We start from the raw sequence: 12,712 nt of genomic DNA, 5'->3' as shown, positions 1-12,712 counted from the left end.
ATGCGCGCCTACCGAGCCGGACCCGTGGCACTGGCCATGTTCGCGGCGCTGTCCGCCGGGTGCGGCGGCGGCTCCGTGCCCGCGGCCCGGGAGGCGGCGCTGCCCGCCTCCCCACCGGCGAGCCCGACCGTGAGCGCGCGCCCGCTGGCGGGCAAGATCGTCGTGCTCGACCCGGGGCACAACGGCGGCAACGCCGCGCACCCCGAGGAGATCAACCGCCAGGTCGACATCATCACCGGCCGCAAGGCGTGCAACACCACCGGCACCGAGACCGACGACGGCTTCCCGGAGCACGCCTTCACCTGGGACGTCGCCGGACAGCTGAAGCCGATCCTGGAGGGCATGGGCGCCAAGGTCGTGCTCACCCGGCCGGACGACAAGGGCGTGGGCCCGTGCGTCACCGAGCGGGCCGCGATCGGCAACGAGGCCAGGGCGGACGCGGTGCTGTCCATCCACGGCGACGGGGCCGCGCCGAGCGGGCACGGGTTCCACGTGATCATGCCCGGGCTGCTCCCCGGTCACAACGACGACGTGGTCAAGCCGTCGGCCAGGCTCGGCCGGGCCGTCCGCGACGCCTACCGCGAGGGCACCGGCATGCCGTACGCGAACTACACCGCGAAGAACGGCCTGCAGACCCGCACCGACCTGGGCGGGCTCAACCTGTCGAAGCGGCCGGCGGTGTTCATCGAGTGCGGCAACATGCGCAACGAGGGCGACGCCGCCAAGATGTCCGACGCCGCCTTCCGCAAGCGCATGGCCGCCGCGCTGGCCGACGGGATCAGGCGGTTCCTGGGCTAGCGTAGGCCCGCAGGAACGCGGCCACCCCGGCCTCCGCCAGGCGTTCGAGCTCGGCGTCGGTGTAGTGGGCGCCGCTGCCGGAGAACATCACCTTGTTCACCGGGATCCACAGCAGCAGGCCGACGAAGTGCTCGGCGGCCAGGGCCGGGTCGTCCGCACGCAGCAGGCCGCGCTCGGTGAGCCGCTCGAAGGCCGTGGTCATGGTCTTGAGCGAGCGCTCGAAGCCCTGGGCGTACCAGGTGCGGCCGAGGTCGGGGAAGCGGTCGGCCTCGGCGATCACCAGCCGGCGCAGCCGCAGGACGTCGGGGCGCATGATGCGGGCGAGGAACTGGCGGGCCAGCTCGCCGAGGTCCTTCTCCAGGTCGTCGCTTTCCTCCAGCGCCGTGGTGATCATCCTGGCTAGCCCCTCCACCTGGCCGGTGGTGTCCATGATGATGCTGGTGAAGAGCTGTTCCTTGTCGGTGAAGTGCTTGTAGACGGTCTGCTTCGACACGGAGGCCAGTGAGGCCACCTCGTCCATGCTGGTGCCCACGTAGCCGTTGCGCAGGAACACCGGGAGCGCCGCCTCCAGGATCTGCTTGCGCTTGCGTGCCGTCCGGCCGTCTTCTTCCGCTGCCATGACCGCCCTCTCGTTCGCTTGCCAGAACAGTACTAGACAGTTCCGTACTGATGTGAGTACTGTACCGTCTAGTTCCAGCGACGGACAAGGACGGACACGCCATGAGTGATCTTCAGAAGCAGGTGCAGGAAGCCGCCGACAGGCTTGTCGAGTCGGGCGAGGAGCGCGGGCTCCAGGTGGCCGTCTACCAGGACGGCGTCCAGATCGTGGACGTGGTGGCGGGCGTCGCCGACCCGGAGACCGGGCGGCCCGTCACGTCCGGCACGCCCTTCTACAACTTCTCCATCGGCAAGGGCGCCACCGCGGCCGTGGCCCACGTGCTCGCCGAGCGGGGGCTGTTCGGCTACGACACCCCGGTCGCCGAGCTGTGGCCGGAGTTCGCCCGGCACGGCAAGGAGCGCGTCACCGTGCGGCACGTGCTCTCGCACACGGCGGGCGTGCCCGGCGTGCCGCTCGACACCACGCCCGAGGACGTCTGCGACTGGGGCAAGATGGTCGCCGCGCTGGAGGACGCGGAGCTGTGGTGGGAGCCGGGCACCAAGATGGGCTACCACGCCTACACGTTCGGGTTCCTCGTCGGCGAGATCGTCCGGCGGGCGACCGGCAAGCCCATCTCGCAGGTGCTGCGGGAGGACGTGGCGGGGCCGCTGGGGGTGGCCGGCGAGCTGTACTTCGGGATGCCGGAGCAGGAGCACGCGCGGCTGGCCCGGCTGGAGGACGCGCCCATGGACATGTCCGCGTGGGGCGAGATGCCGGCGGACCTGCCGATGCTCAAGGCCGGGCCGATGACGCTGATGCCCAACGCCGAGCTGGGCAACCGGCCCGACTACCTGTCGGCCGACATCCCCGCCGGCGGCAAGACCTCGGCCAGGGCCATCGCGCGGGTGTACGCGGCACTGCTCGGCGAGGTGGACGGCGTGCGGCTGATCACGCCCGAACGGCTGCGCGAGGTGACGGCCGTGGCGGCGAGCGGCGCCGACGAGGTCTTCGGCATGCCGTCCGCGTGGGGGCTCGGCTTCAACATCGGCCGTCCCGGCTCGACGCCGGAGCAGACCCCGACGGTGTTCGGCGTGGGGGGTGCGGGCGGCAGCACGGCCTGGGCCGACACGGCGACCGGCACCACGTTCGCGCTGACCAAGAACCGGCTCACCAACGACTTCGCGGCGGCCGAGCTGATCGGCGGGATCGTCACCTCCCACTGAGCGTGAACAGGCCGGTGCGGGCCGGCCGCCGCGGTGGGCAGGCCGGGGTCAGCCGTCGCGGCAGAGCGGCTCGCCGCCGACGACGCAGGCGATGTCGTCGAGCTCGCAGCTCAGCAGGGTGCCGTCCATGCCGAGCACGAGCACCAGGTCGCGCCGGTACGGATGGGCCAGCATGATCCGGCCGACGACGCCGTTATCCAAAATCACGGTAGGGCGGCCTGACGCATTGTCCATGCCCTCGTGACTCCTCTCAAGGTCCACGACGAGCCACGCGCCGGACCCGTCCCCACCAGGATGCACACGCCTTCCCCTCGTGCGCATCGGTCATGCGGCGGTATTTCCGTACGCCATGGGGAGGAGCCACCGGCTCATCGGCCGGTGAAGGGCTCACGCGCGCCGGTGTGACTGACGAGTAATATGACGCACCAGGTGCACGATCACCCCGGCGGCAGGCGAAGGAGACGGCCTCGTGACCGAGCTAGAACGTGTTCCGCCCGGAGTGGACCCGACGGTCCCCAGCTCGGCCCGGGTGTACGACTACCTGCTCGGCGGCAAGGACAACCTGGCCGTGGACCGGGCGGTGGCCGACAGGCTGCTCGTCGTCGCCCCCGACACCCGCCTCGTGGCGCGGGCCAACCGTCACTTCCAGGTCGAGGCGGTCCGCCACCTGGCCGAGCAGGGAATCAGGCAGTTCATCGACCTGGGCACCGGCATCCCCACCACACCCAGCATCCACGAGACCGCCCGCAGGGTGCACCCCGCCTGCCGGGTGGTCTACGTGGACTACGACCCGGTGGTGCGGCTGCACGCCCAGGTGCTGCTGGCCGACGCCCCCGGCGTCGCCGGCATCCAGGCCGACCTGCGCCGCCCCGCCGACATCCTGGCCGACCCGCACATCACCGGGCTGATCGACTTCGACCAGCCGGTGTGCGTGCTGATGGTCGGCGTCCTGCACTTCGTGATGGACGAGGAGGACCCCGCCGGCATCGTGGCCGCCTTCAGGAAGCGCATGACCGCCGGCAGCCATCTGGTCATCTCCCATGCCATGGCCGAGAGCGACCCCGAGGCCCTCGCCCAGCTCAGGATGGCCACGGCCGGCTCGCCGGCGCAGGCCACGTTCCGCACGCGGGAGCAGGTGCTGCGGCTGTTCGACGGGTTCGAGCTGATCGGGCCCGGCCTCGCTCCGGTCCAGGACTGGCACCTCGGCCCGGAGGAGGCTCACATCCCCCTGCTGGACGGCGTGCCGCGACTGCGCGTGGACGGCGGGGTCGGCAGGCTCACAGCTTGATGCCCCTGACGATGTCGGCGAGCTCCGGCACCAGGGGCCGGCCGGCCATCACGGTCACGACGACGCCCTTCCGCTCCACCCAGCCGACGTAACGGCCGTGGCCCAGCGCGCCGTCACCCTCCTGCCTGAGCACCTGGCGGCCGCCCAGCTTCACGGTTCGCGGGTCGCCCGTGAACCTGCCCAGCTCGACGGGCAGCTTCCTGAGCTGCGCGAGCCTGCTCGCCTGGGGCCAGCACACCACCCGCACCCACAGGGACCGGTGCGCGAGGTCGGTGGTGTCGCGGTTGTCGGACCAGACATACCCGTACTCGGTGACGCCCCCGCGCTTCGACGCCGTCAGCGTGCCGTAGGTGAAGCCCTCGGGGACGTGACGGACGCGCACGCCCCTGAGCGCCTTCGCGCCCTTGGCCGGCTCGTCGGCGTCCGTCCCCTCCAGCTCGGCCCTGGTCGGCGCCGGGCAGGCGGCGGAGGCGGTGGCGGCCTGGGCGGGGACGGCGATCAGGGCCACGGCGACGGGCGCCGCGGTGAGGGCCGCGAGGGCGGCGATTGCTCTCATGCCGGGGTTGGATGCGGCCCGCGAGGCAGAAGTTCAGTACGACTTGAGCGCGAGGTCCGTGGCGAACTTGTCGCCCAGCTTCGTCATCAGACCCATCAGGAAGCTCGACTTGAGCATCCGGTTGCGCATGCGCAGGCGTGACGGGGTGGCGGGCGCGAGGAAGGGGCCGGCGTTGCCGTTCTTGGCGATCTTGGCGTACGACTTGAACTGCCGCTCGTACTCGGCGAAGGCCGCGCGATGATCGCCGCCGGCCGCGGCCAGCTCGCCCGCCAGCACGTACGCGCCCACCACCGCCAGGCCCGAGCCGAACCCGCCCAGCGTGTTGCCGTACCCCGCGTCGCCCAGCAGCGCCACCCGCCCCTGGGCGTAGCGGTCGATCCTGACCTGGCTGATCGAGTCGAGATAGACGTTCTCCGACCGGCGCACCGCCTCCATGATCCGCGAAGTCTGCCAGCCCATGCCCTGGTACGCCCGCGCCAGGATCTCCTTCTGCTGCCCGCTGTCGTAGCGGTCGTAGGTCAGCGGGCCCGAGGCGAAGACGAAGAACGCCGGCGCCTTCGGCCCGCCCGTCGCCACCAGCCTGCCCGGCTCGTTGTACATCTGCGGCGTCCTCCCGAAGTCCTCCTCGATGTCCACCAGGGCGTAGTGGTAGCCGAGGTGCCGGACATGATCGGACTCGGGGCCGAAGGCGAGGCGGCGCACGTTCGAGTGGATCCCGTCCGCGCCGACGACCAGGTCGTACGTGCGGGGCTCGGTGCGTTCGAAGGTGACCTGGACGCCGCCGGGGGTCTCGGTGAGCGAGGTGATCGAGTCGCCGAAGACGTACTCGCAGTCCGGGGCGGTGCGCTCGTACAGGATCCTGGACAGGTCGCCGCGCTTGATCTCCAGGGCGCCGCCGGTGAACTCGCCGGACAGGACCGCCAGCCTGCGGCCGTTCGCGTCCACGACCTCCTGGTCGGTGCCGCCGGTCTGCAGGCGGCGCACGTCGTCCAGGATGCCCATGCGGCGCAGCACGGTGAGGTGGGTCTCGCCCTTGAAGTCCACCGCCTGGCCGCCGGGGCGAAGGGCCGGGGCCTTCTCGACGACCGTGACCTGGCAGCCGTAGCGGGTGAGCCAGTGGGCGAGGGCCGGGCCGCCGATGCCGGCACCGGAGATGAGAACGTTTCGCATGCTTGGCAGCTTCGCGAGCGCCGCTGACAGCCGGGCGACCGTCCGCTGACAGTGCGGGGCGCGAGTGTCAGCGGCGCTCCGGGCTCCCGGTCGCGACGCGACGCGCACGGCGGCTACCGGCCGGCGGCCTCGCGCAGGGCTGTCAGCGCCTCCTCGCGGCTCATCGCCGCGCCCTTCGCGTACGCCGCCGCGAACGCCTCGGGCCCCAGCACGCGGGTGGCGCCGGCGGCGGTCGCGGCCACGTCATGATCCCCGGCCACGGCCGTGCCCCGGGCCGCCGCCCCGATCCCGAGCAACGACGCCGCCCGCCAGGCCGCCGCGTGCCGATGCTCCCCGGCCCGGCCCTCGTCCTGCTGCCCGTGCGTCGCCTCGAAGAGGGACTGGCCCGCCAGCCCCTCCGCGACCTCGGCCACGTCGTTGGCCAGCGGCGAGCCCAGCGCGGCGGCCAGCGCCTCGGCGTGCATGCGTGCGGCCCGCTCCCCGTCACCCTGGGCCGCCGCCAGCCGGCCCAGCGCCGTGTGGACGCGTGACCTCGTCCCTCCGGCCGTGAACGCGCCGGTCTCCGAGCCGGACATCGCCGCGTCGAGCCGCCTGGCCGCCTCGGGGAGATCACCCTGGAGCCGGGCGATGTCCCCGAGCTGGAGCTGCACCCAGGCCATCAGCTCCGGCCGGCCCAGCCGCCGCTCCAGCTCGCCCGCCCGCTCGTTGTCGGCGCGCGCGGCCTCGGCGTCGCCCGCCCGCCAGTGCGCGTGGGCCCGCCTGCTCAGGACGTCCGCCAGCTCGTCGAGCGCGCCGAGCTCCGCGAACAGGGCGAGCGCCCGCTCCCACAGGCCCATCGCCCGCCGCCGGTCGCCGCGCCAGCTCGCGAGGAGGGCCAGCCAGTCGAGCGCCTGCCCCATGCCCCAGCGCTCGCCCAACTCCCCGAATCCCGCCAGCACCCGCTCCAGCCCGGACTCGGCCTCGGCGAGCAGCCCGCCGTGCAGCGTCATCAGCGTGGTGCCGAGGAGGTTGAGCGCCCGGCTCCACGAGTCGGTGCCGAGCACCAGCCGCTCCCGCTCCGCCGTCATCCCGCCTTCGGGCGGTCCCGCGATCATGCCCCACAGCGCCACGCCGAACCGGTAGCGCATCGGCCGGTCGAGCGACGCGACGATCTCCTTCGCCCGCGCCCAGTGCGGCGAACCGGCGTCGGGCACGGCGTGCAGCACGGCCAGCACGTACTCCTCCGCCAGCCCGGCGGGCGGTTCGCCGCCGGTGGTGTCGAGGAGGCGTTCGGCGTGCCGGACGGCCTGGCCGCGCCGCCCGGTCAGCCACCAGTACATGCCGAGCGTGCCCACCAGCCGCCACGCGGTCGGCCTGTCGTGCTCCACGCTCCAGCGCAGGGCCGCCTGAAGGTTGGCGTTGTCGGCCGACAACGAGGCCAGCCATTCGAGCTGCTCGGCCCGGTAGAGGCGCTCGTGCGCGCGCTCCGCGAACTCCAGGAACCAGGCGGCATGGGCCCGCCGCAGCCGCTCCTCCTCACCCGCCTCCGCCAGCCGCTCCAGGCAGAACAGGCGGATGGTGTCGAGCATCTGGTAACGCTCGCCGTCGGTTTCCACCAGCGACTTGTCCACCAGATCGGCCAGCGCGTCCGCCAGGTCCGTCCGGGCGCGGGTCGCGCCGCAGACGCGTTCGACCGCCTCCAGCGTGGCGCCGCCGGTGAACACCGACAGGCGCCTGGCCAGCGCCTGCTCCTCGGGCCCGAGCAGGCTCCAGCTCCACTCCACCACCGCGTGCAGGGTCTGGTGGCGGGCGGCGGCCGTGCGGTCGCCGCGCGAGAGCAGCCGGAAGCGGCCGTGCTCGGCCAGCCGGTCGGCGATCTCCGCCACCCCGAAGGTGCGCACCCGTGCCGCCGCCAGCTCGATGGCCAGCGGCAGCCCGTCGAGCGCGGCGCAGATCCGCAGCACCGCGTCCAGGTCGCGGGGCCCGGGCGAGAACCCCTGCCGTACGGCCGCCGCCCGGTCGGCGAACAGCCGGACCGCCGGGTAGCCGAGCGGGTCCGGCGCGCCCGGGGGCGGGGTGGGCAGGGGCGCGAGCGGGACGAGGTGCTCGCCGGTGATGCCCAGCGGCTCCCTGCTGGTGGCCCAGATGGTCAGGCCGGGGCACGCGGCGAGCAGGCGGCGCGCGAGCGTGGCGGCCTCGGTGACGACGTGCTCGCAGTTGTCCAGCACGAGCAGCGACTCCTGCCCGGCCAGCGCGGCGACGATCCGCTCGACGGGATCGGGCCCGCCGGCGGCGGCCGGCCTGAGCGCGGGCTCCCGCAACCCGAGCGCCCCGAGCACGACCTGCGCCACCTGCCCACCGGCCGCACCACCGGCCGCCCCGCCGGGTGGCCCGCCGGCCGCACCGGTGTCTGCCCCGCCGCGCGCACCGGCGGCCGGCCCGCCCGCCGGCCGACCCGCGGGGCCGCCCGACGGGGCGTCCACGAGCGACAGGTCTGCGAACGCGACCGCATCGGCGGCCCGCGGCCCGCCGGGTGGGCGGCGGGTGGCCGCCTCGATGGCCAGGCGGGTCTTGCCCGTTCCGCCGGGCCCGACGATCGTGACCAGGCGGGCCCCGCCCAGGGCGGCCAGCCGCGCGAGCTCGTCCTCGCGGCCCACGAAGCTGGTGAGCTGCGCGGGCGGCGCCGTACGCGTCGTGCGTGCCCGCGAGCCGCGCAGGATCTCCAGGTGCAGGGCCGCCAGCTCGGGTGACGGGTCCGCGCCGAGCCCGTCGGCGAGCAGCCGCCGCCCTTCCTCGTACGCGGCCAGCGCCTCCGCCTGCCGCCCCGCCGCGTGCAGGGCCCGCATCAGCAGCCCGCGTGCCCGTTCGCGCAGCGGATGGGCGGCCACCAGCTCGCGCAGCCCGGCGGCGGGCCCGGCGTCGGGCAACGACAGCTCGGCCTCGTACAGGTCCTCGGTGGCGGCCAGCCGCAGCTCCTCCAGCCGCACCGCCTGCGGCCCCGCGAACGGCGCGTCGGCCACGTCCGCGAACGCCGGGCCGCGCCACAGCCCCAGCCCTTCCCGCAACACCGCGGCGGCCCTGGCGTGCGACCCCGCCGCGAGCAGGCCGCGCCCCTCCCGCGCCAGCCGCTCGAAGCGGTGCGCGTCCACGCGGCCACGCTCGACCGCCAGCCGGTAGCCCGTCCCGTGGAACTCGATCAGCTCGGCGGGCAGCTGCCGCCTGAGCCGGGAGACCTGTGCCTGCACGGCGTTGGCCGCGCCGGACGGGGGCCGGTCGCCGTACTGGCCGTCGATGAGCCGCTCGACGCTGACCAGCCGCCCCGCGTCGAGCAGCAGCATCGCCAGCAGCGCGCGCGGCCGGGGCCCGCCGACGGCGACCGGGTCCCCGTCGGCGCGCCACACCGCGAGCGGACCCAGGACACCGAACTGCACGCCCCCGATTGTCCCCCACCTCACCTGGCGAAACGGAATTATCGGTATGCCTACCGATGCACCTACGTATTTTCCCGCCGTCACGGAGGGCTTAGCGTCGGGCGGCAACAAGGCGAAACGGTCCGCTCGCTTTCCCATCACCCCCCATCACCCCCCATTTCCCTGACACCACCGCGAACCCAGGCGATCCCGGGTTACGCGCGGGCCGCCGCGCGCCCACCAGCGCCGGCGGCTCAGGGAACCGCCGAAAGGAGCACGACAGCCGTGAAACGCAAAGCCTTACTCGCCGCGGTCGCGGGCGTCGCCACGGCCGCGACCGTGGTGTCACCCGCGAACGCCGCCCCTCCAGGGGCCGCCAGGTCGCAGGAGAGCACGCTCGCGGCGGCGGCCGATCCCGCCTCGCTCGCGGCGGCGGTCGCCGACAAGGCCGTCTCCAGCCAGCTCGACGAGCTCACCAGGGGTCCGGACGAGGCGTACAGCAGGGTCTCGGTGACGCCGGGCGCGAGTGACATGTTCTACGTGGCGTACGAGCGCACGTACAAGGGGCTGCCCATGGTGGGCGGCGACGCCGTCGTGGTCACCGACGCGGCGGGGCACGTCAGGGACACGGTGGCGGCCTCGGGGCCGAGCCCGCGGGGCGTGCCGACCCGGGCCACGATCAGCGCCGAACGGGCCACGGAGGTCGCGAGGACCCGGCTGGAGCGGGTGGACGACACGGCCGAGCCGCGCCTGGTCGTGCTGGCCTGGGGCGAGCGGCCCAAGCTGACGTGGGAGTCCGTGGTCAGCGGCATCGCGGGAGGGCAGCCGAGCATCCAGCACGTGTTCGTGGACGCCCGCACCGGGAAGATCGCCGACTCCTACGACCTCGTCCGCGCCGGCACAGGCAACGGCTACTACAACGGCCAGGTGACGATCGGCACGAGCGGCTCCGGCAGCTCGTACTCGATGACCGACACCACCAGGCCCGGCATCCAGTGCGGCGGGCAGAACGGCAGCGCCTACACCGGCACGGACGACGCGTGGGGCAACGGCTCGGGCACCAACCTGGAGACCGCGTGCGTGGACGCGCTCTACGGCGTCCAGCGCGAGTGGGAGATGCTGCGTGACTGGCTGGGCCGCAACGGCATCAACGGCAGCGGCCGTGGCTTCCCCGCGCGGGTCGGGCTGAACCAGGTCAACGCCTACTGGAACGGCAGCTACACCAACTTCGGCCACAACCAGGCCAACACCGCGCAGGCCACCCCCATCGACGTCGTGGCCCACGAGTACGGGCACGCCATCTTCCAGACCACCCCGGGCGGCGCCGGCTCCGGCAACGAGAACGGCGGCATCAACGAGGGCACCGGCGACATCTTCGGCGCGCTCACCGAGCACTACGCGAACAACCCCAACGACCCGCCGGACTACCTGGTCGGCGAGGAGGTCAACCTGGTCGGGCAGGGCCCGATCCGCAACATGTACAACCCGGGCGCGCTCGGCGACCCGAACTGCTGGTCCTCCTCGATCCCGAGCACCGAGGTGCACGCGGCGGCCGGCCCGCTGAACCACTGGTTCTACCTGCTGGCCGAGGGCAGCAACCCGGGCGGTGGCAAGCCGTCCAGCCCGATCTGCTCGGGCGGCCCCGCGTCGGTCACCGGCATCGGCATCCAGAAGGCCGGCAAGATCTTCATGGGTGCGCTCTCCCGCAAGACCTCGACCTGGCGTTACTCGAACGTCCGCGCCGCCTCCGTCGCGGCCGTCATCGAGCTGTACGGCGCGAGCAGCGTGGAGTGCAACACCACCAAGGCCGCCTGGAGCGCGGTCAGCGTGGCGGCGGCGTCGGGTGAGCCCGCGTGCGGCACGCCGGGCAACGACTTCTCGCTCACGCTCAACCCGTCCTCCGGCAGCGCGTCGCCGGGCCAGCAGCTCACGGTCACGGTCAACACGCAGACCACCTCGGGCGGCGCCCAGACCGTGAACCTGTCGGCGTCCGGCCTGCCGTCCGGCACCACCGCGAGCTTCAGCCCCGCGTCGGTGACCTCGGGCAACACCTCGACGCTGACGGTGCGGGTGGGCTCGGCCACGCCGCAGGGCACGTACCCGATCACGGTGACGGGCGCCGGCTCGACCTCGCACACCGCCACGTACACGCTCACGGTCGGCCAGGGGCCGAACCCCGGTGACCCGCCGGACATCAGCCTGGCCAACGTCAAGGCGCACCTGGCGCAGTTCCAGTCGATCGCGAGCGGCAACGGCGGGAACCGCAGGTCCACGGGCGGCGGATACCTGCAGTCGGTGTCGTACATCGAGGACAGGCTGCGCGCGGCCGGCTACACCGTGGTCAGGCAGAGCTGCACCACCTCCTACTGCAGCAGCGGCGCGGGCCCGAACCTGATCGCCGACTGGCCGGGCGGTGACGCCAACCAGGTCATCATGTCCGGCGCGCACCTCGACAGCGTGGCGGCGGGGCCCGGCATCAACGACAACGCCTCGGGCTCGGCGAACCTCCTGGAGGTCGCGCTGACCTTCGCGCAGCGCAACCCGACGCCGGCCAAGCACGTCAGGTTCGGCTGGTGGACCGACGAGGAGCAGGGGCTCAACGGGTCGGAGTACTACGTGGCCTCGCTCAGCGCCGCCGAGCGGCAGCGGATCCAGGTCTACTACAACTACGACATGACGGGCTCCACCAACGGCGGCTACTTCATCAACAACATCAACACCGCCGGGGCGGCGTACCTCAAGGAGTTCTACGACCGGCTGAACCTGCAGCCCGAGGAGAACGTCGAGGGCGCCAACCGCTCCGACGACGCCTCCTTCCGCAACGCGGGCATCGCCAGCTCGGGCGTCGCGGCCGGCGCCAGCGCCACCAAGACCTCGGCGCAGGCGGCCAAGTGGGGCGGCACGGCCGGGCGCGCGTACGACCCGTGCTACCACGCCTCCTGCGACACCACCAGCAACATCAACGACACCGTGCTCGACCGGGCGGCGGACGCGGCCATGTACGCGGTCTGGAAGCAGGCGGTCGGCGGCACCCCGCCCACCCGGGACTTCTCGATCTCGGCGAACCCGGCGAGCGGCACCGTGCAGGCGGGCTCGGCGGCCACGTCCACCATCGGCACCAGCACCACGGCCGGCACCGCCCAGACCGTGAACCTGGCGGCCTCCGGCCTCCCGACCGGCGCCACGGCCACGTTCGACCCGGCCTCGGTGACCTCCGGCGGGTCGGCCACGCTGACGATCTCGACCGCGCCCACCACCCCCGCCGGCAGCTACACCGTCACGGTGACCGGCACGGGCGAGACGGCCACGCGGACGGCGACGTACGCGCTGACCGTCCAGGGCACGTCGGGCGGCAGGACGTTCACCAACGACACCGATTACCCGATCGCCGACTTCGGCAACACCCAGAGCTCGATCTCCTCCACCGCGACGGGCGCCGCGACCTCGCCGGTCCGGGTGTCCATCACGATCAGCCACACGTGCGCGGAGGACCTCGACATCTGGCTGCGCGGGCCCAACGGCACCTGGTACGCGGTCGACCGGTACGGCGGCACGACCTGCACCCCGTACGGGACCAGGACGTTCTCCGTACCGGTGAGCCAGCAGGCGGCCGGCACGTGGGTGCTCGACATCGAGGACGTCTACTCGGGTGACACCGGGTACCTCGACTCGTGGAGCGTCACCGTCTAG

Annotated in this window: 9 protein-coding genes; 4 read left to right on the top strand and 5 right to left on the bottom strand. The window is 73.2% G+C overall.

The window, feature by feature from the left end; genetic code table 11:
- The gene (locus ACBJ32_RS35300) at nt 1–798 is read left to right on the top strand and encodes an N-acetylmuramoyl-L-alanine amidase (RefSeq protein WP_375130442.1); all 798 of its coding nucleotides are present in this window, start codon (nt 1–3) and stop codon (nt 796–798) included.
- Here the strand turns inward: ACBJ32_RS35300 and ACBJ32_RS35295 are convergent.
- Nucleotides 779–1,417: a TetR/AcrR family transcriptional regulator gene (locus ACBJ32_RS35295; RefSeq protein ID WP_375130441.1), complete on the bottom strand. Its 639-nt coding sequence runs from the start codon at nt 1,415–1,417 to the stop codon at nt 779–781. The genes ACBJ32_RS35300 and ACBJ32_RS35295 overlap by 20 nt on opposite strands.
- Nucleotides 1,418–1,518: 101 nt before the next feature.
- On the opposite strand from ACBJ32_RS35295, the gene ACBJ32_RS35290 reads away from it, so the two are divergent.
- The gene (locus ACBJ32_RS35290; protein ID WP_357882295.1) at nt 1,519–2,619 is read left to right on the top strand and encodes a serine hydrolase domain-containing protein; all 1,101 of its coding nucleotides are present in this window, start codon (nt 1,519–1,521) and stop codon (nt 2,617–2,619) included.
- Between the two features lie 48 nt (nt 2,620–2,667).
- On the opposite strand, the gene ACBJ32_RS35285 is transcribed toward ACBJ32_RS35290, so the two are convergent.
- Nucleotides 2,668–2,826: a hypothetical protein gene (locus ACBJ32_RS35285; protein ID WP_357882292.1), complete on the bottom strand. Its 159-nt coding sequence runs from the start codon at nt 2,824–2,826 to the stop codon at nt 2,668–2,670.
- 262 nt (nt 2,827–3,088) lie between these two features.
- Between ACBJ32_RS35285 and ACBJ32_RS35280 the strand changes: the two genes are divergently transcribed.
- Nucleotides 3,089–3,907: an SAM-dependent methyltransferase gene (locus ACBJ32_RS35280; RefSeq protein ID WP_375130440.1), complete on the top strand. Its 819-nt coding sequence runs from the start codon at nt 3,089–3,091 to the stop codon at nt 3,905–3,907.
- Here the strand turns inward: ACBJ32_RS35280 and ACBJ32_RS35275 are convergent.
- The 3 genes from ACBJ32_RS35275 to ACBJ32_RS35265 form a co-directional block, all read right to left on the bottom strand.
- Nucleotides 3,897–4,463: a hypothetical protein gene (locus tag ACBJ32_RS35275; protein ID WP_375130439.1), complete on the bottom strand. Its 567-nt coding sequence runs from the start codon at nt 4,461–4,463 to the stop codon at nt 3,897–3,899. The genes ACBJ32_RS35280 and ACBJ32_RS35275 overlap by 11 nt on opposite strands.
- Before the next feature lie 33 nt (nt 4,464–4,496).
- Nucleotides 4,497–5,633 carry an FAD-dependent monooxygenase gene (locus tag ACBJ32_RS35270; RefSeq protein WP_375130438.1) on the bottom strand — a complete coding sequence of 379 codons (1,137 nt, stop codon included), beginning with the start codon at nt 5,631–5,633 and terminating at the stop codon, nt 4,497–4,499.
- Nucleotides 5,634–5,746: 113 nt separating this feature from the next.
- The gene (locus ACBJ32_RS35265) at nt 5,747–9,043 is read right to left on the bottom strand and encodes a BTAD domain-containing putative transcriptional regulator (protein ID WP_375130437.1); all 3,297 of its coding nucleotides are present in this window, start codon (nt 9,041–9,043) and stop codon (nt 5,747–5,749) included.
- A 264-nt stretch (nt 9,044–9,307) separates the two neighbouring features.
- Between ACBJ32_RS35265 and ACBJ32_RS35260 the strand changes: the two genes are divergently transcribed.
- Nucleotides 9,308–12,712: a M28 family peptidase gene (locus ACBJ32_RS35260; protein ID WP_375130436.1), complete on the top strand. Its 3,405-nt coding sequence runs from the start codon at nt 9,308–9,310 to the stop codon at nt 12,710–12,712.

It is taken from the genome of Nonomuraea sp. GTA35, from assembly GCF_041950525.1.
In the GTDB taxonomy this organism is placed as follows: Bacteria; Actinomycetota; Actinomycetes; order Streptosporangiales; family Streptosporangiaceae; genus Nonomuraea.
The sequence above is the reverse complement of the archived record's forward strand: the minus strand, read 5'-3'. Positions and strand labels throughout refer to the sequence as shown.

What these genes read in the sequence shown, in the direction of transcription:
- ACBJ32_RS35300 (WP_375130442.1), top strand. Translation starts at nt 1, where the DNA reads ATGCGCGCCTACCGAGCCGGACCCGTGGCACTGGCCATGTTCGCGGCG.
- ACBJ32_RS35295 (WP_375130441.1), bottom strand. Translation starts at nt 1,417, where the DNA reads ATGGCAGCGGAAGAAGACGGCCGGACGGCACGCAAGCGCAAGCAGATC.
- ACBJ32_RS35290 (WP_357882295.1), top strand. Translation starts at nt 1,519, where the DNA reads ATGAGTGATCTTCAGAAGCAGGTGCAGGAAGCCGCCGACAGGCTTGTC.
- ACBJ32_RS35275 (WP_375130439.1), bottom strand. Translation starts at nt 4,463, where the DNA reads ATGAGAGCAATCGCCGCCCTCGCGGCCCTCACCGCGGCGCCCGTCGCC.
- ACBJ32_RS35270 (WP_375130438.1), bottom strand. Translation starts at nt 5,633, where the DNA reads ATGCGAAACGTTCTCATCTCCGGTGCCGGCATCGGCGGCCCGGCCCTC.